Origin of the sequence: Sphingopyxis macrogoltabida, assembly GCF_001307295.1 — a bacterium.
GTDB classification, from domain to species: Bacteria; Pseudomonadota; Alphaproteobacteria; order Sphingomonadales; family Sphingomonadaceae; genus Sphingopyxis; species Sphingopyxis macrogoltabida_B.
Genome location: NZ_CP012700.1, coordinates 4,158,404 through 4,178,230 on the forward strand (window position 1 = coordinate 4,158,404; position 19,827 = coordinate 4,178,230).

The following is a 19,827-nucleotide window of genomic DNA, read 5'->3' on the forward strand; positions in this document are numbered from 1 at the left end:
TCAGGAGCCAAGCCATGTCCAAGGATAAAGTCGAAACCGAAGCCAAGCCGAAGGGCAAGCTGAAGAAGCTGCTGATCATCGGCGTCGGGGCCCTTGCGCTGATCGGCGCGGGCGCGGGCGCGGGCATATATTTCGGCGCACTGTCGGCGCACGAGGCCAAGCCCGAGGATAATTTCCCGAAGCTCGTCCTGCGCAGCAAGGGTGAAGCCGAACCGGCCGCCGAAGGCGAAAGCGGCGAGGCCCCGCCCAAGGTCGGGACCGTATCGGTGCCCAACGACCGGTACAAGGTCGACCCGCGCAAATATGAAATCACCTATTATCCGATCACCGACGCGTTCACGACGAACCTCGCCGACGGATCGGGCTTCCTGCAGGTCGGTATCAGCCTTTCGACCTTCTACGACGGCAAGGTTATCAATAATATCAAACGACAGGCAGTGCCGATCCGTTCGGTCGTGCTTATGGTGCTCGCCGAACAGGACCCGGCGTTGCTCTCCACATCACAGGGCAAACAGCGGCTGCAACGTCAGTTGACCGCCGCGATCAACGATGTGCTGCGCGACAAGGAAGGGTTCGGGGGGATCGATAATGTCTATTTCACGAGCCTGGTGATCCAGTGACGCTCCAGGCTAAACCCGTCAAGGCGGTGCCGAAAGCCGCGGCCGCGGAGGCGTCCGACAGCAAGGCGTCGCTGCTGCTGCGCCGCGCCGAGGGCAATTATGCCTTCCCGGCGCTCGACGCCGTTGCGACGCAATTCGCACGTTCGCTGCGCGAACTCGTCCGCGCGCTCGGCGCGCCCCTGGTCCAGGTCGAACGCGCCGGCACCGAACAGGTGGCGTTCGCCGACTGGAGCGCCGGCGCGGCGCCCGCGATCTTCTGGCGCTATCATGCCCAGCCGCTCAAGGGACCGGTGCTGCTCGCCGCGCCGCGGCCGCTGATCCTCCAGTTCGTCGACATCTTTTATGGCGGCAAGGGACAGCTCGCGGCCGAACGCGAAGAACTGACCGATGCCGAGGAGCGCTTCGCCGCGCGCCTCGGCCGCGACATGGGGTTGCAGCTCGCCGCGGCGTGGGGCGACAAGCTGCCGATGGCGCCCGAACTCGACTGCGTCACCACCGACCCGGCCCGGCTCGCCGCGGTGCGCGCCGACGACGAGCTGCTCGTCCAGCGCTTCACGCTGCGCGGCGCGCCGTTCGAGGGTCAGACGATGGCCTGCGCCTATCCGCTCGCCGCGCTGCGCGGCATCGCCGGCGCCGAACCCGCGAACGATACGCGCGAACCCGCCGCCGACCCGGTGTGGGCGAGTGCGCTCAACAAGGCGCTGCGCGACGTGCGCCTGCCCGTCCGTTCGGTGCTCGCGCGGCCCGAGATCAGCCTCGTCAAGCTGCTCGCGCTCGAGGTCGGCGACATCATCCCGCTCGCGATGCCGCGCCATGTGCCGGTGACCGTCGCGGGCCGCAATTTTGCCTATGGCAGCATCGGCGAGGCCAATGGCAACGCCGCCATCATGATCGAACAAATCGAGGAAGGACCGGACCATGACTGATGTGAGCGAGGCGCCCGCGCGCCGCGACCGCCGCGACAACAAGGATATCGCCGCCGCGCCCAATTTCGACCTGCTCGCCGGCGTTTCGCTGCGCGTCTCGGTCGAGGTCGGATCGACCTCGATGACGCTCGCCGAACTGCTCGCCCTGTCGGAGGGCAGCGTGATCGAACTCGACCGCGCTGCGACCGACCTGCTCGACATCTATGCCAACGGCACACTGATCGCGAAGGGCGAAATCGTCAGCGTCGACGGCCGCTATGGCATCCAGGTCGCCGAAGTCGTCGCGCCCGACCGGGGTATCGCGGGCTTCGAGCGGAGGGTCTGATGCTCGAATATATCCTCCGCCTCCTCATCCTGCTGCCGATGATCGGCGGCCTCGCATGGGGCAGCCTGTGGCTGTGGAAGCGCGTCCAGATGGGCGTGCCGCTTACCGGCGGAGCGAAGCAGCCGCGCCCGGTCGAACTGGTCGGCGTGCTGCCGCTCGGTCCCGGATCGAAGCTCGCGGTCGTCGAATTCGCCGGCCAGCAGATCCTCGTCGCGGTGTCGCGCAACGGCATCACCCGGCTGGCCGATAACAGCGAGGGCGACTTCCATGCCGACTGATCGCAAACGCTGGCTGCGCGGCGCCGCACTGATCGGCGGCCTCGCGCTGCTCTGTGCCGCGCCCGCCGCCTGGGCGCAGGCGTCCGGCGGTCTCGACCGCGCGGTCGCCGAGATCGGTGGCGACGGCCGGCCGCTGAGCCTGTCGCTGCAAATCCTCGTCCTGATGAGCCTGCTGACGGTGCTGCCGTCGCTGCTGCTCATGATGACCAGCTTCACCCGCATCATCATCGTGCTGTCGATCCTGCGCCACGCACTGGGGCTCCAGCAGACGCCGCCGAACCAGGTGCTGGTGGGTCTCAGCCTGTTCCTGTCGCTGTTCATCATGCAGCCGGTGATCAGCGAAGTGAACCGCGTCGCGATCGAACCCTATGGCCAGGAGCAAATCGACATCGGCGAAGCGGTTTCGCGCTCGGGCGTCGCGCTGCACGGTTTCATGATGAAACAGACGCGCAAGACCGACCTGATGATGTTCGCCAAGATCGCCAAGGCGCCGACCTATGCGAGCCCGAAGGACGTCCCCTTCTCGATCCTGCTCCCCGCCTTCGTCACCAGCGAGCTCAAGACCGCGTTCCAGATCGGCTTCCTGATCTTTCTGCCCTTCCTCGTCATCGACCTGATCGTAGCGTCGGCGCTGATGTCGCTGGGTATGATGATGCTGTCGCCGACGATCATCTCGATGCCGTTCAAGCTCTTGCTCTTCGTCCTCGTCGACGGCTGGGCACTGACGATGGGATCGCTCGCTTCCTCCTTCGTGGGTTAGGGTAATGGAAGCGGATTATTTCATCGGCGTGGCGCAGCAGGCGCTGTGGATCCTCGCGCTCGCTTCGGCGCCGCTGTTGATCCCGGTGCTGGTGATCGGTGTGCTGCTCGGTATGGTGCAGGCGGCGACCTCGATCAACGAACAGACGCTGACCTTCGTGCCGAAGCTGATCGTCGCGGCGATCTGCCTCGCGATCTTCGGCGGCAGCATCCTCGTGCTGCTCGCCGATTTCACGCGCGAAATCTTCGCGCAGATCCCGTCGCTCGTCCGTTAGGACATCAATGAACCCCGCCGACGTCCCCAATATCGAGGCGATGCTCCAGCTCTGGATGCTGGGGATGATCCGGCCGGGCGCCGCGTTCATCGCGGCGCCGGTGTTCGGGGCGACGAACGTGCCGGTCCAGCTTCGCCTCGTCATCGCGCTCGCGGTCGGCGTGCCGGCGGTCGCAGCGTCGGGGATGGTGCTGCCGCCCGAAGGGATCGTGTCCTTTCCCGGCTTCCTGCTGATCCTCGGCGAAGCGCTGATCGGCCTTTGCATCGGTTTCGTCCTCCAGATGGGCCTCGCCGCGGCGCTACTCGCGGGCGAAGCGATCAGCAACGCGATGGGCCTCGGCTTCGCATCGATGGTCGACCCCCTGAGCGGCGCGGCGAGTTCGGCGATCGGCCAGTTCCTGTCGATGCTGGCGACCGCGCTCTTCCTTGCCGCCGACGGGCACCTGATCCTGATCGAGATCATCGTCGACAGCTATAGTGCGCTGCCGCCGGGCAATGCCTTTCCCTCGTTCGGGGCGATCGGCGGTCTGCTGCGTTTCGGCAGCCTGATGTTCGCCGCCGGGCTGACCATCGCGCTGCCGGTCGGTTTCGTGCTGATCCTCGTCCAGATGATCATGGGCGTCATCGGCCGCTCGGCGCCCGCGCTCAACCTGTTCGCGGTCGGCATTCCCGCGACGCTGCTCGCCGGCGTCGTGTTGCTCGGCATGGCGACCCCGGTGATGGCCGAAGCGGTCGCGCGCATCCTGTCCGACGCGCTCGACGCCGCGCGCATGCTCGCATCGGGGGGCTGACGGCGTGGCCGGCGAAACCGAAAAGGACCAGAAGACCGAAGCCCCGACGCCGAAGAAGCGCGCCGACGCGGCGAAAGAGGGCGATGTGCTGATGTCGCGCGAACTGGCGACCGCGCTGATGATGCTCGCCGCCGCCGGCTGGCTGATCGCCGCGGGCGGCTGGTTCGTCCAGTCGGCGGGCGAGCTCGTCCGCCGCGGGCTGACGCTGACCGCCGCCGACGTCGCCGATTTCGCGCCGGGCGAAGCGCTGCTCCGCAACGGGGTCGAAATCCTGCTGCCGCTCGCCAGCCTGTTCGCGCTCGCGCTCGTCGCCGCGATCGCGGGCCCCGCTCTGCTCGGTTCGTTCGGCTGGCGCGGCAAGGCGCTGGAGTTCAAGGGCAACCGTATCAACCCGATGAACGGGCTGAAGCGCATGTTCGGGCTGCACGGCGCGCTCGAACTCGGCAAGACGATCGCCAAGGTGCTGCTGCTCGGCACGATCGGATACTGGCTCGTCGCGGTGAACCTGCCCGCGATCATGACGATGGCGGCAACCGACCTGGGCGCCGCGATCGGGCTGGCGGGCCAGGCGATCGGCCAGGCGATGGTGACGATGGCGGGCGGGCTGGTCGTCATCGCACTGATCGACGTTCCGTCGGTCTGGTTCCAGCGCAACAAGCGGCTGATGATGAGCAAGCAGGAGATCAAGGAAGAGATGCGCCAGTCCGACGGCGCCCCCGAGCTCAAACAGGCGCAGCGCCAGCGCGCGCACGATATATTGAGCGGCTCGGCGCGCAAGGCGGTGTCGGAAGCGACGGTCGTGCTCACCAACCCGACGCATTTTTCGGTCGCGCTGCGTTACCGTCCCGGCATCGACGCCGCGCCGGTGGTCGTCGCGCGCGGGCGCGGCGACGTCGCGCTGTCGATCCGCGAACTGGCGCGCGGCGCCAATGTCCCGCTGCTCGAATATCCGCAGCTCACCCGCGCCATCTATTTCACCGCGCGCGCCGGGCGGGTGATCCCCGAGGAGCTGTTCGTCGCCGTCGCAACGATCCTCGCCTTCGTCTTCCAGCTCGAACGCGCGATGGCCGAAGGCCGGACACAGCCCGCGGTCGACGTGCCCGAATCGCATCATTTCGATCCCGACGGACGGCGGCAGTAGCCGCGCGGCCCGGACACCTCCTTCTTCGTCATCCCGGACTTGATCCGGGGTCCAGCAACGGCCGTCGTCATGGATCCCGGATCAAGTCCGGGATGACGAAGGTTGGCGAACCCCCGACGACTTCGCCCGGAAAGTCCATCCTCAACTTAATATCCCGACCATCGGGCCGTTAAGAGGTTCGAAGGATATCGAACATGGTCAGTTCCATCGCCAACAGCCTCGGTTTCGGATCGGGGATCGACACCAAACAATTGGTCACCGACCTTGCCGCGGCGTCGCGCGAACCGAAGATCGAGCGCGTCACCCAGTTGACGCAGCAGAACCAGACCCGGATCAGCGCGCTGGCGCAGGCGCGCTCCAACCTCGACGGATTCGCCGATTCGCTGAGCCAGATGGTGTCCGACGGCACGCTGCGCAGCACGCCCACCGTATCGGACGACAGCATCCTCTCCGCCACGTCGCGCGCTGGCCTGTCGGCCGACAGCTTCGCCGCGACGATCGAGGTGACGCAGCTCGCGCGCGCCCAGACCGCCTATTCGGGCGTCGTCGCCGACAAGGCCGCGGCGATCGGCACCGGAACGATGACGCTGACCGTCGGAGGGGTGAACAAGACGATCACCATCGACGCGACGAACAACAGCCTCGACGGCCTCGCCAAGGCGATCAACGCCAGCGGTGCCGGGGTTGCCGCGTCGATCGTCGCCGACGAGGGCGGCCACCGGATCATCCTGAAAGGCCCGACCGGCGAAGCCGGCGCTTTCACCCTCACCGTCGACAGCGGCGCCGACCCCGGCCTTGCGACCTTTTCCTATGGTTCGGGCGGCGCGATGACGCTCGGCCAGAGCGCCGCGAATGCCGAGTTCAAGATCGACGGCGTCGCGTTCAGCCGCGCCTCGAATATCGTCGACGATGTCGTCCCCGGCATGTCGCTGACGCTCAAGAAGGCGGCGCCGGGCCAACCGGTCGATATCGGCGCCAGCCGGCCGCTCGACATGATCAAGCAGACCGTCGGTGATTTCGTCGATGTCTATAACCAGCTCAAGAAAAGCCTACAGTCGGCGTCGGCGATGTCGGGCCCGACGACGGGGCTGCGCGAACTCGAACGCGAATTGCAGGCGCTCGTCGGCAAGGTGCTGACCAGCCACGGCAGCATCAACAAGCTCAGCGACATCGGTATCGGTTCGACCAAGGACGGCCTCCTGTCGCTCGACAGCGCCAAGCTTGAAAAGGCGCTCGCCGCCGACGCCGGTGCGGTCGAGGCGCTGTTCAACCCGCGACGCGACGCGACGCATACCGAAACGACCGATCCGGGCATCGCCTTCGCGCTCGACGCGATCCGCGACAAGGCCGTCGCCACCGACGGCGTGATCGACCGCGTGACCAAGTCGCTCGACGCCCGGAAGGAAGCCCTCGCCGAACAGCTCGGGAAGATCGAGGAGCGGGAGGATAGCTACCGCGCCCGGCTCGAGAAGCAGTTCGGCGGGCTCGACGCCAAGCTCGCGGCCTTCAAGGCGACGCAGACCTATCTCGAACAGCAGATCGAGATGTGGAACAACCAGAATAACAATTAGAGTCCGACCCGATGACCGCCACCGCCTCGACCGTCCGCGCGACCGGGCTTTATCGCCGGTTGCAGCATGAAAGCCGCGCCGCCGCCGCCGATCCGGTCGAGCTGGTGACGATGCTCTACGACGAGCTGGAGGTTGCGATCGGCGTGCTCGCCGCGATGGTGCGGCAGGGCCAGCGCGTGTCGGCGACCGAACCCGCGCACCGCGCCCGCGCGATCCTCATCGGCCTCGATGCCGGGCTCGACCGCGAAGCAGGCGGCGACGTCGCCGAGGCGCTCTCGCGCGTCTACCGCAGCATGCGCCGCAAGCTCGACGAGGTTGTCGCGGCGAACGACGAAGCGGGGCTGAAGGATCTGCTCGACGGGATTTTGACGGTCAGCAACGCCTGGCGGCAATTGCGCTAGTCGGCTTTGCTGCGTGGGAGAGGGATGCACCCGGCCGTCCAAGGTGGGGACGGACGGCCGGGTGCTTGACAAGGGCGGACCAGAGCCCCCGTTTTCAGCCATGCTGAAATTCTGTCCGGCGCGGCTCAGGCCGCCTGCTGGACGCCATATTTGCGCATCTTCTCGATCAGCGTCGTGCGCTTGAGCGTGAGCAGGCGCGCCGCTTCGGAAATGATGCCGTCGGCCAGGTCGAGCGCGACGTGGATCTGTTCGAGTTCGATCGTCTCGATCTCGCGCTTGAGGTCAATCGGGCGGCCCGGCGCCGGCGTCTTGGCGTGCGGCGCGGCCGGGGCGACCAGTTCTTCCGCGCTTGCTTGCACCGCGACGAAACCGCTGGGGACGGCCTGTCGCGGCGCAAGCGCTGCGGTGGGGTTCAAAAGCAGCGCGACGTCATGGGCGCCGAGCGTCTCGCCGCCGTGCAGAACGCTGGCGCGTTCGACGAAATTGCGGAGTTCGCGCACATTGCCCGGCCAGCGGTGCTGCATCAGCAGCATCATCGCCTCGTCGTCGAAGCGGCACTTGGCTTCGCCGGGCATCTTGCGCTGAAAGTGGCGGATCAGCGCCGGAATATCCTCGACGCGGCTGGCGAGGCTGGGGACCTGCAACACAACCACGCCGAGCCGGAAGAACAGGTCTTCGCGGAACTTGCCTTCGGCGATCGCGGCATCGAGATCCTGATGCGTCGCCGAGATGACACGGACGTCGACATGGCGGACGTCGCTGCTGCCGACGCGGACGATCGTCCGGTCTTCGAGCACGCGGAGCAGTTTGACCTGCATGTCGAAACGCATGTCGCCGATTTCGTCGAGAAAGACGGTGCCGCCCTCGCTCGCCTCGAAATGACCGAGGCGACGCGCGGTGGCGCCGGTGAAGCTGCCCTTTTCATGGCCGAACAGTTCGGATTCGATGAGCTCGCCGGGGATGGCGCCGCAGTTGATTGCGGCAAAGGGCTTGCCCGAACGGACGCCTTCGTTGTGAATGGCACGGGCGACGAGTTCCTTGCCCGAGCCCGACGGGCCGCAGAGCATGACCGATGCGTTCGACCGCGCCACGCGGCGGATCATTTCGCGCAGCCGCTGCGTCGCCGGGCTGGTCCCGATGATCAGCGTTTCCAGCGCGGCCTGGCCGCCGTTATTTTGCCCCACCTCGGTCATCATCGTCTCCACCGCGCCCCCCAAATCGGCGCCTTCGATGGATTTAGAGATTGAGGAAAATGGTAAACAAAAGATTATCCATTTTAACCTAACCCTTTCAAAACAAAGGGTTATTGCCAAGTTGGCAGCAATGCCCACGCGATTGCGTCAGCAAGGATTCCCAATGCTGCCAGATTGGCACTAATTGTTGGGGGCACCGCCCCAGCCGAGCGTGATCGAGATGCGGCGGTTGCGCGGATCGAATCGGTCGGAGGGCAGATAAGGCTCGCGATCGGCCACCCCTTCGATGCGCGAGAAGCGCTCGGTGCCGATGCCGCGAAACTCGAGGAAGTGGCGCGTCACCTCGGCGCGGTCGACCGACAGGCGCCAGTTGTTCGTCCCCGATTTCGCCGACCAGGGCGCCGCGTCGGTGTGGCCGCGGATCATCAGCCGGTTCGGAACCTGCGCGATCGGCTCCGCAATCTCGCGGAACAGCCGCGCGCCGTCGGGGGTGAGCTGGCTGGTGCCCATGACGAACATCGAAAAGTCGGCATCATCGACCACGTCGATCCGCAGCCCCTCGGTCGTCTCGGTAAAGCGCAGGTTGCGCGCGAGGCGTTTCAGGTCGCCTTTCTTCTGGACCCGATCGATCAGCGACTTTGCGACCTGCTGGAACTTCATCCGCTCGCTTTCGCGGCCCGACGCTTCCTTGGGTCCGCCGACGGCGTCCTTGGGGATGGTGATCGAGCGCGTTCCGGTCTGGCCGGCGGCGTGCGGATAGTCGTCGGCCGAAACGATCGAATCGCCGCCGAACATGCCGTTCGACCCGGCGCTTTCCTGTTTGGTCTTGACGATCGTCGGCGCGAAATAGTCGGCGAGCGCCTTGCGCTGCTTCTCGGTCGTCGCGCCGAGCAGCCACATCAGGAGGAAGAAGGCCATCATCGCGGTGACGAAGTCGGCATAGGCGACCTTCCACGCCCCGCCATGATGTGCGGCGTGGCCGGCCTCGATCACCTTCTTGACGATGATCGGGCGCACCGGGCTGTTCGGACGCGCGGCCATCAGCGACCGCGCATTCCGTCGAACACCTCGGCGAAGCTCGGCTGGTTGCTATGGTCGACGCCCGAGCGCGCCGCCTCGATCACCAGCGGCTGCGGGTGGCCGTGCAGCGACGCGATGATGAGCTGCTTCACCGTATGATAGATGGCGGCGTCGCTTTCGATCACCGTGCGCGCCCGCGTCGCGAACGGGCCGACAAGACCATAGGCGAGCAGCACGCCGAGGAAGGTCCCGACCAGCGCCGAACCGATCATCGCGCCGAGGATCTCGGGCGGCTTGTCGATCGAGCCCATCGTCTTCACGACGCCGAGCACCGCGGCGACGATACCGAGCGCGGGGAGCGCGTCGGCGAGGCTCTGCAATCCGTCGGCGGGCTTGATCGCGTGATGGTGGTGGCTCTTCACCGCATTGTCCATCACCTCCTCGACCGCATGCGGGTCGAGCGTTCCCGACGACACGACGACGAGCCGCAGCGTGTCGCAGATCAGGTGGACGAGCGTCTCGTCCTTCAAAAGCTTGGGGTACTGCTGGAAGAGCGGCGAGTTCGCCGGGTCCTCGATATGCGGTTCGACCGCGACCGGGCCCTCGGTGCGCATCATCTTCATCAGCGTCGAGACGAGCAGGATGCAGTCGAGATAGTCGGCCTTCTGATAGGTCGGCCCCTTGAACACCTTCCCCAGCCCGCCGCCGAGCGCCTTCAGCTCCTTGCCCGAATTGCCGATGATCAGCGATCCGATGGCGGCGCCGCCGATGATCAGCATTTCGTGCGGCAGCGCGTGGAGCACGGGCTCGAGATTGCCGCCGGTCAGCGCGAAGCCCCCGAACACCAGCAGGATCAAGACGATGATGCCGACAACGGGGAACATGCAAACCTACTCCAGTCGGGGGGCCGGGCCCCCCGCAAAACGGGACGTCTTGATGATTAACGGCAGCGCCGCCGAAACTTTGAGCGCCTCAGCTCAAAATATCGAACAGCGTCTGCCGGTTGATGCGTGCGAAGGCCGCCTGCGCGGCCTCGAGCGTCATATTCTGGGCGTTGAGCTGCGCGATCGCCACCGACAGGTCGGTATCCTCGAGCGACGAGCGCTCGTCGGAGAGCGAGATGCTGCGGCTGGCGAGGCTGTCGCCGATGCGTTCGAGGCGCCCGGCCGCAAGCCCCAGCGTCGCGCGCTGGTCGGCGACATGCGCGATGCCGGCCCCGAGCGTTTCGAGCGAGGCGCCGATCGCGCTGCTGTCGCCGCTGCCGACCGCCGCGGCCGCGTCGCGAAGCGCGGTCGAAATCGGATTGCCGCCCACGACAAAGGCGCTCGCCGCCGACGGCACCGGGGCAAAGCTGGTGTCCGAATCGAAGCGCATCGTCCGGGCGTCGCCGGCCGCGAACAGCGGCTCGCCATTGACGTCGCGCGTCGCGGCGAGGCTGTCGAGTTCTTCGGCGATCGCCGTCAGTTCGGCAGCGACGCTCGCGCGGTCGGCGGGGTTCATCGATGCGCTCGCCGCCGACAGCGTCAGTTCGCGGGCGCGCGACAGGAGGTTGCCGGCCGTCCCCAGCGCGGTGTCGGCCTGCGCGACCTGCGCCTCGGCCGCCTTGACGTTGCGCGCCCAGGTGTTGGTGCTCGCCTGCGCGGTACCGATCGTCGCGATCCGCCGCGACGCGACGACATCGTCCGACGCCCGGAGCAGCTTTTTCTGGGTCGAGATTTGCGTCTGCGTTCGCTCGATCTGGTCGGCGACGCTGCGCTGGCGCGCGATTTCGCGCGTCATGCGATTGCCCACGGCGTTGATCATGACCTGATCCTTTCCTGAAATCTCTGGCCTAGATCGCGCTCAACAGCGCTTGCATCGTTTCGCGGGCGACCTGGATCGTGCGCGCCGCCGCCGAATAGGCCTGCTGGAAGCGCATGAGGTCGGCCGCCTCGCGATCGAGATCGACTTCGCTGACCGTGCTGCGCGCGGCCGCAGCGGCATCGGCGCGCGTTGTCGCGGCGGCGTCCTGCGCGCGCGCCGAAGCGGTCGCCTGCGACTGCGACGCCATATGCCCCGCCCATTTCGATTCGGTGTCGTTCGCCCCGCGCATCGCGCCGAACGCCAGCATATTGCCGTTGGCACCGCTCGCGTCGGCGGCGGCGACCTGATCGGCGGTGAGTGGCGCGGCGGTCAGCGTCGCGGCGCTGCCCGTCCCGGTAAACAGCGCGGCGCCGGGATTGCCATCGGCGTCGGTTCCGGCCTGATGCGCGGCGTTGAGCTGGCCGGCGAAATCGCTCGCCATCGTGTCCAGCGCCGCGCGCTGGTCGGCGACATGGTTCGACGCTTCGGCAAGGCCGGCGAGCGACCCGGTCGCGGTGGTGAAGGGTGCGCCGCCGGCAAGCGAGAAAGAGACACGGCCGTCGGCGGCCGTGGTCGCGGTGACCGGCGTTACCGTGCCCCCGCCGACGAGGACATCGCCGCTCGCGGTCGCACGCAGCGTCGCCGCGCCGTGATCGTCGAAGCTGGCGGTCACCCCGCCCTGCGCCGAAAGCTGGTCGATCAGCCGGTCGCGCTCATCGAGCAAAGTCGCTTCGCCCGTCGAACCCGGCCGCGCCTTGCGCAGCCCGACATTGATCTGTTCGAGCGCATTCAGGTCGGCGTTGAACTGGTCAACCGCGCTGGTCGCGGCGTCCGAAATCCCGTCCGCCATGTCCGAAAGCTGCCCCGCGGCGGTGCGAAAGCCCGATGCGACATCGTCGACCGCCTGCAGGAACTGGCTGCGCAGCGTCCGGTTCGACGGATCGGCGGTCAGTTCGTCGGCGGTTGTGAAAACCTCCGTCAACCCCGTCTTGATGCCGTTCGTCTCGTCGCTGAGCGCGGTTTCGACGCGGTCGAGCCAGGCCAGTTTGGTCCCGGCGCGCTCGGCGTCGCCCGACGAGATGCGGGCATCGGCGGTCAGCCAGGCATCGACCGAGCGGCTGAGCCCCTTGATCGCCACGCCGCCGGGGCTGACATTGGCGCGCACGAACGGCGTATCGCCCGCCCCCAGCGCCTCGCCGAGCTGGAGCGTCCGCCGCGCATAGCCCGGCGTCTGCGCATTGGCGATATTGTCGCCGACCGTCGTAAGCGCGCGCGAATAGGCGCGCAGCCCGCTCGCGCCAATGCCCAGCAGGTCGCTCATTGCACGGCTCCGGCCTGGCTCGCGGCGCGGCCGCGGAACTGCGCCTCGACCATATCGGCGATGCCGAACTGGCGCATCGCGGCGATGCTGTCGGCGGTCTTGGCGTCGGCCATCTCGCGGAAATTGTCGGTGGCGCTCGACCCGAAGATATCGTCGCCGAGCTTCGCCTGGCGCATCGACGCGAGGAGCTGACGCAGGATGACCGCTTCGAAGGCCTCGGCCGCCTTGCGCAGACCGCCGTCGCCGCCGCCCGCAGCCGCGGGGGCCGGAGTGGCACGAACCGAAGAAATAGGCGTCGTCATATGATCACCAGTTCTGCAGTGAGCGCGCCGGCCTGGCTCAGCGCCTCGAGGATGGCGACAAGATCGCCGGGAGCAACGCCGAGGCGGTTGATCGCATCGACCAGTTCGGCGAGCGACGCCGACGGCTTCATCAGATACACCGGGCGCGCCTCTTCGGTGACCTCGATATCGCTCGATTCTTCGACCGCCGTCTGGCCGCGGCTGAACGGCGCCGGCTGGACGACCATCGGCGATTCCTTGATCGACACGGTCATCTTGCCCTGCGTTACCGCAGCGGTGCCAACGCGCACTGCGCCGTTGATCACCACCGTGCCGGTGCGCGCGTTGACGATCACCTTGGCGGGTGGATCGGCGCGCTCGACACCCAGATTCTCGATCTGCGACATCAGCCGCATCCGCTCGTCGCCATTGCCGACGGCGCGGATCGCGATGCTGGCGCCGTCGATCATCGACGCGCTGCCCGGGATCGCCGCGTTGATCGCGTCGGCGACGCGCTTGGCATTGGTCGCATCGAACTGGTGGAGGTTGAAGGTCAGCCAGTCGCCGGTCGCAAAGCCGGTGTCGACCGCGCGCTCGACCGTCGCGCCATTGGCGATCCGGCCGCTCGACGGGACATTGACCGTCAGCTTCGACCCGTCGGCGGCATCGACGCCGAGCCCCCCGATGACAAGATTGCCCTGCACCATCGCATAGATCTGGCCGTCGGCGCCATAGAGCGGCGCGAGCACGAGCGTGCCGCCGCGCAGGCTCTTGGCCTTGCCGATCGCCGAGACGGTGACGTCAAGGCGCTGGCCGGGCTTGGCGAAGGGCGGCAGTTCGGCGGTAACCATCACCGCCGCGGCATTCTTCAGCGCCGGGTTGAGCCCCGGCGGCAAGGTCAGCCCGAAGCGCGAAATCGCGCCCTTCATGCCGAGCGTCGAATAGTCGAGGCTGTCGTCGCCCGTCCCCGCGAGGCCGACGACGATACCGTAGCCGGTGAGCTGGTTGGCGCGCAGGCCCTGGAACTGCCCCATATCCTTGATCCGCTGCGCCGATGCCGGTGCGGCGAAGGCAAAGCTGGCGAGGAGCAGCATCAGGAAGGCGATGAGGGCGGGACGCTGGGTCACTTCACTATTCCTTAGAAGGGGCTGATGATCGAGAAGAAGCGCTGCAGCCAGCCCTGCTGGCTGGCGCGGGCGATCTCGCCCTTGCCGACGTAACGGATGTTCGCATTGGCGACGCGGGTCGACAGGATGCGGTTGTCGGGGCTGATGTCGATCGCGCGAACGATGCCGGCAATCTGGACGCGTTCGTCGCCGCGGTTGAGGGTGAGCAGTTTCTCGCCCTTCACCAGCATCGTGCCGTTCGGATAGACGGCGGCGACGGTCACGCTGACCTCGCCCGACAGCGCGTTCGACTGCGACGCGTCGCCTTTGCCCTTGAACTGCTGGCCGCCGCCCATCGCGACGTCGCTCGGGTTGAACAGCGACAGCGGGCCGGTCGACGGCGGCGTCAGGCCGATATTGCCGTCGCGCTGCGTCCCCGCCGCGTTGCTCTTCGTCGCCGCGGTGCGCTCGACGAGCTGGATGGTGATGATGTCGCCGACCTGCCCCGCGCGTCCGCCCGAGGTGAGCGGCACATAGGCGCCCTGAAAGATCGAACCGTTCGCCGGCGGCGCCGGCGGCGGCGCGGGCATGGTGACCGAAAAGGCGTCGGGCGCGAGCTTGTCCTTCGCCTGCGCCATGGCCGGCGCCAGCGCGAGGACGAGCAACAGGCCCTTAGAGAGTCTGCGTCGCATTTTTCATCATCTCGTCGGTGGCCTGGATCATCTTCGAATTGACCTCATAGGCACGCTGCGTCTCGATCATGTCGACGAGCTCCTCGACGACATTGACGTTCGATCCCTCGAGCATGCCGCCGCGCAGCGTGCCGCGCCCTTCCTCGCCGGCGGCACCGACCTGCGGCGCGCCCGAAGCGGCGGTTTCGATCAGCATATTGTCGCCGATCGCCTGCAGCCCCGCGGGATTGGCGAAGCGCGCGATCTCGATCTTGCCGAGTTCGGTCGTTTCGGCATCGCCCTGCAGCTGCGCCGAGACGGTGCCGTCGGCGCCGATCGTGATGCCGGTCGCGCCGTCAGGGATCTGGATCGCCGGCTGGACGGGCTTGCCGTCCGAGGTAACGATCGTCCCTTCGGGCGACGTCGTGAAATTGCCGGCGCGGGTATAGCCGGTGCGCCCGTCGGGCATCAGCACCTGAAAGAAGCCGGCGCCGTCGATCGCGACGTCGAGCCCGTTGCCGGTCGTCGCAAAGCTGCCCTGCGTGTCGATGCGCGCGGTGCCGGCGAGCGAGACGCCGGTGCCGAGGTTGAGCCCGATCGCATAGCGGTTTTCTGCCGACGACGGCGCGCCCGGCTGGGTCATCATCTGATAGCTCAAGGTTTCGAAATTGGCGCGGTCGCGCTTGAAACCCGTCGTGTTGACGTTGGCGAGGTTGTTCGCGATCACCTGCATCCGGAAGCCCTGGGCATCCAGACCGGTCCGCGCGACGTGCAAGGCACCGAAGCTCATTTTCTTATCTCCTTAACGGGGTAGCTGCATCAGATTCGCCGTCGCGCTGTCCATTTCGCGCGCGTCGTCGATCAGCTTGAGTTGCGAATCCCAGGCCTTGCTGGCCTCGATCATGTCGACGAGGGCGACCGTCGCGGTGACGTTCGAGCCTTCGATCGAGCGGGTGACGACCCGCGCTTCGGGGTCGTCGGGCAAGATGCCGCCGCCCTTGACGCGGAACAGATTGTCGAGCCCCTTGACGATCTCCGACCCCGTCGGCGTCGCCAGCCGCAGCCGGTCGACCTGCTGCGGATTTTGGGGATCGCCGCCGGCGGGGACGACAAAGACCCGGCCTTCGTCGTCGATCGTCACCGAATCGGCGGGCGGGATGGTGACCGGGCCCTGGGTGCCCTGCACCGGATGGCCGTCGCCGGTCGAAAGCAGCCCGCTCGGCGCGACCATCAGGTCGCCGCGCCGCGTATAGGCCTCTTCGCCGTCGGGCGCCTGCACGACGAGCATCGCATCGCCCTGCATCGCGATGTCGAGGTCGCGCCCGGTGGCGGCGATGGTGCCGGCGCGCATGTCGGCGCCGATCACTTCCTCGGACGACATCGCCCGGCCGCCCTTGCCGTTCAGCCACAGCGCCTGCGATTCGGCCATGTCGGCGCGAAAGCCCGGCGTCTGCGCGTTGGCGAGGTTGTTCGCAGTCGCCGTCTGCCGGGCCATGCTGCCCCGCATCGCGGTGAGGCTGGTATAGATGACGCGGTCCATATGGTTGCTCCCGGCAGACGGCGATTACAGCGTGATCAGCGGAGGCCGATGATCGTCTGGGTCAGCGCGGACGCGCCCTCGATCGCCTTGGCATTCGCCTGGAAATTGCGCTGCGCGGCGATCAGCATCACCAATTCCTCGGTGATATCGACGTTCGAGCGTTCGAGCGCGCCCGACTGGATCGAGCCCATCGGGCCGTTGGTCGCGGCGTCGATCGTCGGCTGGCCGCTGTCGCCGGTCGACTGCCAGTGCGAATCGCCGATCGGTCGCAGCCCTTCCATCGCAGGGAAAGTCGCCATCGCGATCTTGCCCAGCGTCTGGTCCGAACCGTCGGCGAAGGTCGCCGTGGCGAGGCCGTCGAGGCCGATCGAGACGTTGACGAGCGCCGCGTCGGGGTTGCCCGGCGCGTGCTGCGGCACGATGAAATCCTGCGTCGAGGCGAGATCGCGGCTGGTGACGTTGCCGTCGGCGTCGACCGGCAGCAGTTGCAGCGTCGCACCGGTCGAATCGACGACCCGGCCGTCCTCGAGCGGCGAGAAGGAGCCGTTGCGGGTATAGGTGACCTGGTTGCGCGGCGCTTCGCCCTTCACGACGAACATGCCGTCGCCGATGACCGCCATGTCGAACGTCTTTTCGCTCGATTCATACGACCCTTGCGTGAACTGCTGGGTGATGCCGCTGAGGCGCGTGCCCTGCCCGGCCACCGTCTTGGTCGACTGGTTCGGCGACGCGGCGAAGATGTCGCCGAACTCGGCCTTGCTGCGCTTGAAGCCGATCGAGCCGGCGTTGGCGATGTTGTTCGAGACGACCGACATTTCGGTCTGGGCGCCCTTGAGGCCCGAAAGCGAGGTGTAGAAAGACATAAGCTTTTCCTTACTGCGTGCTGTTGGTGTCGGTGATGGTGTCGGTCTCAGGCGCTGGGGTGGCGGCCTTGATGTCCTGCAGCAGCGCGGTCTGCGCCTTGAGCTGGTCGGAGATCTGCTGGAGCGTCGTGTTTGTCTCGTTAATCCCGGCGAGGCTCGAAAATTGCGCCATCTGCGCGACCATCGCCTGGTTATCGACCGGGTTGAACGGGTCCTGCTGGCTCAGCTGCGCGGTCATCAGGCGCAGGAAATCGCTCTGCCCCATCTGCTGCCCGCTGCCCTTCGGCTGGAGCACGACATTGCTGTTGTTGGTGATGCTGTTCACGGCCATCTTACTGTCCCATCCTCAAGGTTTCGTTGATCAGGCCCTTCGCGGTTTCGAGGACCTGGACATTGTTCTGATACTGGCGCGCGGTTTCGACCATCTCGACCAGCTCGGCGGCGCTATCGACCGCGGCTTCCCAGACGTTGCCGTCCTTGTCGGCGAGCGGATTGCTGGGGTCGTGCCGTTTCGACGGTGCCATCTTGCCGACGGTGACCTGGTCGACCTGCACCGTCGCGCGGCCATGATCGTCCATCACGGTGCGGAACACCGGCTTCATCGAACGAAAGGCGCCCGCCTCGCTCCCCGCGACGGTCCCTGCATTGGCAAGGTTCGACGCGGTGGTGTTGAGGCGGACGAGCTGCGCCGACATCGCGCGGCCGCTGATGTCGAAGACCGAGAAATTGTTCATCGTCATTCGCCCTTGATCGCGCGGGTCAGCGTGTTGACGCGGCCCGAGAGAAACGCGAGGCTCGACCGGTAGGCGAGCGCATTTTCGGCAAACGCCGTCTGCTCGGTCGCCATCTCGACGGTGTTGCCGTCGAGCGAGGACTGGACCGGGACGCGATACGCAATCGCACCCTGCATCGCGTCGGCGGCCGAGCCGCCCTGCTGCGCCAGGTCGAGCGCTTTCGAGAAATCGAGGTCGCGCGCCTTGTAATTGGGCGTCGCGGCATTGGCGATGTTCGACGCGAGCAGCATCATGCGCTGGCTGCGCAGCTGGAGCGCCGTCGCGTGCAGGCCAAAAAGCTTTTCGGATGCCATCGTACCATTCCTTCTTTTGCCGCGGGGCCCTCGGTCGGCGGTCGCCGGCGCGGGTGCGCGGAAAAACAGAAGGAACAATGCAATCACCGTGCCAAAAGATATTTTCCTATGTTTTTCATATATTTGAATGAATCCTCCGGCGCTCCGGCGACGGGCATTCCAGCGTCAGTCAAAAGTTTGACGGCGCGCGCCGCGGCGCCGCGCAAAGCCGCGGCAAACCACGACTGGCACGCTTCTTGCTTTCATATCCGCGACCATTTTGGACCTGAAGGAGATGGATCATGGTTCGCAAGACAAGCACCTGGCGCGTTGCCGGCATCGCCGCCTGCATGGCTGCCGCACCCGCCGCCCATGCCCAGCAAGCCAGCGAGGACTGGCAGACGATCGACGTGCTTACCGCGATGGTGGCGAATGCGATGGGCCGCTCGGCGACCCCGATCGACCGCCGCATCAAGCTGGCGCGCTGCCCCGAACAGGCATCGGTCACCGCGATCGACGCCCAGACGCTCGCGGTCCGCTGCCCTTCGCTGGGCTGGCGCCTCCGCGTGCCGATGACCGGCCCCGCCGTCGGCACCCCGACGCAGGCGAGCTACGCCCGCCCCGCGGCCGCCGCACCGGTGATCCGCCGCGGCGACAATGTCCGCGTGACGATCGACACCGAAAGTTTTTCGATCAGCTATGCCGCAACCGCGTCCGAAGACGGCCGCGTCGGCGAAACGATCGCTCTCAGGGGCAGCGATGCCAAGAGCACACTCAGCGCCACCGTCACCGGCCCCGGCCGGGCCCGCCTCGCCGACTAGAATTTCACCCCTGCTGGTCGCATCGGCCCGGCGGCTGTCGATTTTCCGACGCCGCCGGGTTTTTCTCGTTGGCATTGGGAATTTGTGGCCGGTGGCGGCCTTGGGGTGGTGAGGGGACGCTGCTTAAGCCATCTTCGTCATCCCGGACTTGATCCGGGATCCATTGCGGCGCTGATGTCATGGACCCCGGATCAAGTCCGGGGTGACGAAGGATTGAAAGTCGCGTTTCGGCCGTAATGCGCCGATAATCGCGTCCGTGTCATTTTTCCGGCACCACCCCTTAATCCTCCCCGTCACCGTCCGTTAAAGCCTTCGATACGGCGCCGTCACTTTTCTGACGGACGGCCAAGGAGGCGAACATGTCGGGTGACAGCAAGATCGGGGTGCAAGCCGTCGGCGGCCTTGTCCGCACCGGCGCCACGCGCAGGATCGCAAGCGAAAGCGCTGCGGCGACACGGCCGCCGGTCCGCGTGGCGGCGCAGGACGCCCTGCCCGTTGCCCGGCTGATCACGATGGCCGGCGAACTCGCCGCACAGGGACCGTCGGTCGACGTGTCGCGCGTCGCGGCGCTGCGCACCGCCATCGCCGGCGGCAGCTATACCCCCGATGCGGCCGCCACCGCCAAGGCGATGCTGGCGTTCCAGAAAGGCAGCGGCGCCTGATGCTGGCCGAGATGGACGAGGTGCAGGCGCGGCTCGACGCGCTGGTCGGCGCGCTGGACGGGCAGGACGCGGGCGCGATCATCGCCGCGACCGAGGCGCTCGCCACGTCGGTGATCCTGTTTCGCGGCGCGCGCGTCGCCGAAGGCAGCGAAGGCCGCGCGCGGGCGCTGATCGAGGCGGTGCTCGGCCAGCTCGAAGCCGCCGCGATCCGCGTCAACATCCTGAAGAACTGGACGCGTCAGAGGATTGACAACACCCATCAGCTACGCGGCGGCGCGACGCGGGGACCTGCCCTAACCTACTGATAAGACTTGCTTCCGAGGCCGTTTTCCCGAAATGGCACGATGATTGCTTT

The 19,827-nt window shown here is 66.9% G+C and carries 27 protein-coding genes; 13 read left to right on the plus strand and 14 right to left on the minus strand.

The genetic code is table 11. The annotated features are described in order from the left end of the window. The first annotated feature begins 14 nt into the window (after positions 1-14). From AN936_RS19260 to fliS, 10 genes are all read left to right on the plus strand, one after another. Positions 15-620, plus strand: coding sequence for a flagellar basal body-associated FliL family protein (locus tag AN936_RS19260; RefSeq protein WP_054589503.1), 606 nt, complete (start codon positions 15-17; stop codon positions 618-620). After that, entirely contained in the window at positions 617-1,546 is a 930-nt protein-coding gene (locus AN936_RS19265; RefSeq protein ID WP_054589504.1) for a flagellar motor switch protein FliM, read from the plus strand. The genes AN936_RS19260 and AN936_RS19265 overlap by 4 nt, the downstream gene beginning before the upstream one ends. Then, positions 1,539-1,871, plus strand: a complete 333-nt coding sequence (fliN, locus tag AN936_RS19270) for a flagellar motor switch protein FliN (protein WP_054589505.1) — start codon at positions 1,539-1,541, stop codon at positions 1,869-1,871. Before AN936_RS19265 ends, fliN begins: the two co-directional genes overlap by 8 nt. After that, a complete protein-coding gene (locus AN936_RS19275; RefSeq protein ID WP_054589506.1) occupies positions 1,871-2,149 on the plus strand; it encodes a FliO/MopB family protein in 279 nt (92 codons plus the stop codon). Before fliN ends, AN936_RS19275 begins: the two co-directional genes overlap by 1 nt. Continuing rightward, positions 2,139-2,909 (plus strand): flagellar type III secretion system pore protein FliP, encoded by a 771-nt coding sequence (gene fliP, locus AN936_RS19280; RefSeq protein ID WP_054589507.1) that lies wholly within the window; start codon positions 2,139-2,141, stop codon positions 2,907-2,909. Before AN936_RS19275 ends, fliP begins: the two co-directional genes overlap by 11 nt. A 4-nt stretch (positions 2,910-2,913) precedes the next feature. Then, positions 2,914-3,183, plus strand: a complete 270-nt coding sequence (locus tag AN936_RS19285; RefSeq protein ID WP_054589508.1) for a flagellar biosynthetic protein FliQ — start codon at positions 2,914-2,916, stop codon at positions 3,181-3,183. A 7-nt stretch (positions 3,184-3,190) separates the two neighbouring features. Then, a complete protein-coding gene (fliR, locus tag AN936_RS19290) occupies positions 3,191-3,973 on the plus strand; it encodes a flagellar biosynthetic protein FliR (RefSeq protein ID WP_054589509.1) in 783 nt (260 codons plus the stop codon). Positions 3,974-3,977: 4 nt separating this feature from the next. Further along, complete coding sequence (flhB, locus tag AN936_RS19295) at positions 3,978-5,114, plus strand: flagellar type III secretion system protein FlhB (RefSeq protein ID WP_054589510.1); 1,137 nt, start codon at positions 3,978-3,980, stop codon at positions 5,112-5,114. A 194-nt stretch (positions 5,115-5,308) separates the two neighbouring features. Further along, positions 5,309-6,685 carry a flagellar filament capping protein FliD gene (gene fliD, locus AN936_RS19300; protein ID WP_054589511.1) on the plus strand — a complete coding sequence of 459 codons (1,377 nt, stop codon included), beginning with the start codon at positions 5,309-5,311 and terminating at the stop codon, positions 6,683-6,685. 11 nt (positions 6,686-6,696) lie between these two features. Beyond that, positions 6,697-7,086 carry a flagellar export chaperone FliS gene (fliS, locus tag AN936_RS19305; RefSeq protein ID WP_054589512.1) on the plus strand — a complete coding sequence of 130 codons (390 nt, stop codon included), beginning with the start codon at positions 6,697-6,699 and terminating at the stop codon, positions 7,084-7,086. Between the two features lie 125 nt (positions 7,087-7,211). On the opposite strand, the gene AN936_RS19310 is transcribed toward fliS, so the two are convergent. From AN936_RS19310 to flgB, 14 genes are all read right to left on the minus strand, one after another. Further along, complete coding sequence (locus AN936_RS19310; RefSeq protein ID WP_234715644.1) at positions 7,212-8,282, minus strand: sigma-54 interaction domain-containing protein; 1,071 nt, start codon at positions 8,280-8,282, stop codon at positions 7,212-7,214. A 177-nt stretch (positions 8,283-8,459) separates the two neighbouring features. After that, a complete protein-coding gene (locus AN936_RS19315) occupies positions 8,460-9,320 on the minus strand; it encodes a flagellar motor protein MotB (RefSeq protein ID WP_054589513.1) in 861 nt (286 codons plus the stop codon). Beyond that, a complete protein-coding gene (gene motA / locus AN936_RS19320) occupies positions 9,320-10,183 on the minus strand; it encodes a flagellar motor stator protein MotA (protein ID WP_054589514.1) in 864 nt (287 codons plus the stop codon). The genes AN936_RS19315 and motA overlap by 1 nt, the downstream gene beginning before the upstream one ends. Before the next feature lie 88 nt (positions 10,184-10,271). Continuing rightward, the gene (locus tag AN936_RS19325) at positions 10,272-11,102 is read right to left on the minus strand and encodes a flagellin (RefSeq protein WP_054589515.1); all 831 of its coding nucleotides are present in this window, start codon (positions 11,100-11,102) and stop codon (positions 10,272-10,274) included. Positions 11,103-11,130: 28 nt separating this feature from the next. Further along, positions 11,131-12,462 (minus strand): flagellar hook-associated protein FlgK, encoded by a 1,332-nt coding sequence (gene flgK, locus AN936_RS19330; RefSeq protein WP_054589516.1) that lies wholly within the window; start codon positions 12,460-12,462, stop codon positions 11,131-11,133. Continuing rightward, complete coding sequence (locus AN936_RS19335; RefSeq protein ID WP_084758544.1) at positions 12,459-12,764, minus strand: rod-binding protein; 306 nt, start codon at positions 12,762-12,764, stop codon at positions 12,459-12,461. Before AN936_RS19335 ends, flgK begins: the two co-directional genes overlap by 4 nt. Continuing rightward, a complete protein-coding gene (locus tag AN936_RS19340) occupies positions 12,761-13,837 on the minus strand; it encodes a flagellar basal body P-ring protein FlgI (protein WP_054590431.1) in 1,077 nt (358 codons plus the stop codon). The genes AN936_RS19335 and AN936_RS19340 overlap by 4 nt, the downstream gene beginning before the upstream one ends. 44 nt (positions 13,838-13,881) lie before the next feature. Further along, positions 13,882-14,541: a flagellar basal body L-ring protein FlgH gene (locus AN936_RS19345; protein ID WP_054589517.1), complete on the minus strand. Its 660-nt coding sequence runs from the start codon at positions 14,539-14,541 to the stop codon at positions 13,882-13,884. Then, positions 14,522-15,310, minus strand: a complete 789-nt coding sequence (flgG, locus tag AN936_RS19350) for a flagellar basal-body rod protein FlgG (protein ID WP_054589518.1) — start codon at positions 15,308-15,310, stop codon at positions 14,522-14,524. Before flgG ends, AN936_RS19345 begins: the two co-directional genes overlap by 20 nt. Before the next feature lie 12 nt (positions 15,311-15,322). Next, on the minus strand, positions 15,323-16,060 hold the full coding sequence (locus tag AN936_RS19355) for a flagellar basal body rod protein FlgF (RefSeq protein WP_054589519.1): 738 nt from the start codon (positions 16,058-16,060) through the stop codon (positions 15,323-15,325). Between the two features lie 35 nt (positions 16,061-16,095). Next, positions 16,096-16,923 (minus strand): flagellar hook-basal body complex protein, encoded by an 828-nt coding sequence (locus tag AN936_RS19360; RefSeq protein ID WP_054589520.1) that lies wholly within the window; start codon positions 16,921-16,923, stop codon positions 16,096-16,098. Positions 16,924-16,933: 10 nt separating this feature from the next. Further along, entirely contained in the window at positions 16,934-17,254 is a 321-nt protein-coding gene (locus AN936_RS19365; protein ID WP_054589521.1) for a flagellar hook assembly protein FlgD, read from the minus strand. A 1-nt stretch (position 17,255) separates the two neighbouring features. After that, positions 17,256-17,663, minus strand: a complete 408-nt coding sequence (gene flgC / locus AN936_RS19370) for a flagellar basal body rod protein FlgC (RefSeq protein WP_054589522.1) — start codon at positions 17,661-17,663, stop codon at positions 17,256-17,258. Next, positions 17,660-18,010, minus strand: coding sequence for a flagellar basal body rod protein FlgB (gene flgB / locus AN936_RS19375; protein ID WP_054589523.1), 351 nt, complete (start codon positions 18,008-18,010; stop codon positions 17,660-17,662). Before flgB ends, flgC begins: the two co-directional genes overlap by 4 nt. Before the next feature lie 281 nt (positions 18,011-18,291). On the opposite strand from flgB, the gene AN936_RS19380 reads away from it, so the two are divergent. The 3 genes from AN936_RS19380 to AN936_RS19390 all read left to right on the plus strand — a co-directional run bounded on the left by AN936_RS19380 (position 18,292) and on the right by AN936_RS19390 (position 19,777). Further along, a complete protein-coding gene (locus AN936_RS19380) occupies positions 18,292-18,810 on the plus strand; it encodes a flagella basal body P-ring formation protein FlgA (protein ID WP_054589524.1) in 519 nt (172 codons plus the stop codon). A gap of 359 nt (positions 18,811-19,169) precedes the next feature. After that, positions 19,170-19,472, plus strand: a complete 303-nt coding sequence (flgM, locus tag AN936_RS19385) for a flagellar biosynthesis anti-sigma factor FlgM (protein ID WP_054589525.1) — start codon at positions 19,170-19,172, stop codon at positions 19,470-19,472. Then, positions 19,472-19,777: a hypothetical protein gene (locus AN936_RS19390; RefSeq protein WP_054589526.1), complete on the plus strand. Its 306-nt coding sequence runs from the start codon at positions 19,472-19,474 to the stop codon at positions 19,775-19,777. The genes flgM and AN936_RS19390 overlap by 1 nt, the downstream gene beginning before the upstream one ends. The last annotated feature ends 50 nt before the right edge of the window (positions 19,778-19,827 follow it).

What these genes read in the sequence shown, in the direction of transcription:
- AN936_RS19260 (WP_054589503.1), top strand. Translation starts at nt 15, where the DNA reads ATGTCCAAGGATAAAGTCGAAACCGAAGCCAAGCCGAAGGGCAAGCTG.
- fliN (WP_054589505.1), top strand. Translation starts at nt 1,539, where the DNA reads ATGACTGATGTGAGCGAGGCGCCCGCGCGCCGCGACCGCCGCGACAAC.
- AN936_RS19275 (WP_054589506.1), top strand. Translation starts at nt 1,871, where the DNA reads ATGCTCGAATATATCCTCCGCCTCCTCATCCTGCTGCCGATGATCGGC.
- fliP (WP_054589507.1), top strand. Translation starts at nt 2,139, where the DNA reads ATGCCGACTGATCGCAAACGCTGGCTGCGCGGCGCCGCACTGATCGGC.
- AN936_RS19285 (WP_054589508.1), top strand. Translation starts at nt 2,914, where the DNA reads ATGGAAGCGGATTATTTCATCGGCGTGGCGCAGCAGGCGCTGTGGATC.
- fliR (WP_054589509.1), top strand. Translation starts at nt 3,191, where the DNA reads ATGAACCCCGCCGACGTCCCCAATATCGAGGCGATGCTCCAGCTCTGG.
- fliD (WP_054589511.1), top strand. Translation starts at nt 5,309, where the DNA reads ATGGTCAGTTCCATCGCCAACAGCCTCGGTTTCGGATCGGGGATCGAC.
- fliS (WP_054589512.1), top strand. Translation starts at nt 6,697, where the DNA reads ATGACCGCCACCGCCTCGACCGTCCGCGCGACCGGGCTTTATCGCCGG.
- AN936_RS19310 (WP_234715644.1), bottom strand. Translation starts at nt 8,282, where the DNA reads ATGATGACCGAGGTGGGGCAAAATAACGGCGGCCAGGCCGCGCTGGAA.
- AN936_RS19315 (WP_054589513.1), bottom strand. Translation starts at nt 9,320, where the DNA reads ATGGCCGCGCGTCCGAACAGCCCGGTGCGCCCGATCATCGTCAAGAAG.
- motA (WP_054589514.1), bottom strand. Translation starts at nt 10,183, where the DNA reads ATGTTCCCCGTTGTCGGCATCATCGTCTTGATCCTGCTGGTGTTCGGG.
- AN936_RS19325 (WP_054589515.1), bottom strand. Translation starts at nt 11,102, where the DNA reads ATGATCAACGCCGTGGGCAATCGCATGACGCGCGAAATCGCGCGCCAG.
- flgK (WP_054589516.1), bottom strand. Translation starts at nt 12,462, where the DNA reads ATGAGCGACCTGCTGGGCATTGGCGCGAGCGGGCTGCGCGCCTATTCG.
- AN936_RS19335 (WP_084758544.1), bottom strand. Translation starts at nt 12,764, where the DNA reads ATGACGACGCCTATTTCTTCGGTTCGTGCCACTCCGGCCCCCGCGGCT.
- AN936_RS19340 (WP_054590431.1), bottom strand. Translation starts at nt 13,837, where the DNA reads ATGCTGCTCCTCGCCAGCTTTGCCTTCGCCGCACCGGCATCGGCGCAG.
- AN936_RS19345 (WP_054589517.1), bottom strand. Translation starts at nt 14,541, where the DNA reads ATGCGACGCAGACTCTCTAAGGGCCTGTTGCTCGTCCTCGCGCTGGCG.
- flgG (WP_054589518.1), bottom strand. Translation starts at nt 15,310, where the DNA reads ATGAGCTTCGGTGCCTTGCACGTCGCGCGGACCGGTCTGGATGCCCAG.
- AN936_RS19355 (WP_054589519.1), bottom strand. Translation starts at nt 16,060, where the DNA reads ATGGACCGCGTCATCTATACCAGCCTCACCGCGATGCGGGGCAGCATG.
- AN936_RS19360 (WP_054589520.1), bottom strand. Translation starts at nt 16,923, where the DNA reads ATGTCTTTCTACACCTCGCTTTCGGGCCTCAAGGGCGCCCAGACCGAA.
- AN936_RS19365 (WP_054589521.1), bottom strand. Translation starts at nt 17,254, where the DNA reads ATGGCCGTGAACAGCATCACCAACAACAGCAATGTCGTGCTCCAGCCG.
- flgC (WP_054589522.1), bottom strand. Translation starts at nt 17,663, where the DNA reads ATGACGATGAACAATTTCTCGGTCTTCGACATCAGCGGCCGCGCGATG.
- flgB (WP_054589523.1), bottom strand. Translation starts at nt 18,010, where the DNA reads ATGGCATCCGAAAAGCTTTTTGGCCTGCACGCGACGGCGCTCCAGCTG.
- AN936_RS19380 (WP_054589524.1), top strand. Translation starts at nt 18,292, where the DNA reads ATGGTTCGCAAGACAAGCACCTGGCGCGTTGCCGGCATCGCCGCCTGC.
- flgM (WP_054589525.1), top strand. Translation starts at nt 19,170, where the DNA reads ATGTCGGGTGACAGCAAGATCGGGGTGCAAGCCGTCGGCGGCCTTGTC.
- AN936_RS19390 (WP_054589526.1), top strand. Translation starts at nt 19,472, where the DNA reads ATGCTGGCCGAGATGGACGAGGTGCAGGCGCGGCTCGACGCGCTGGTC.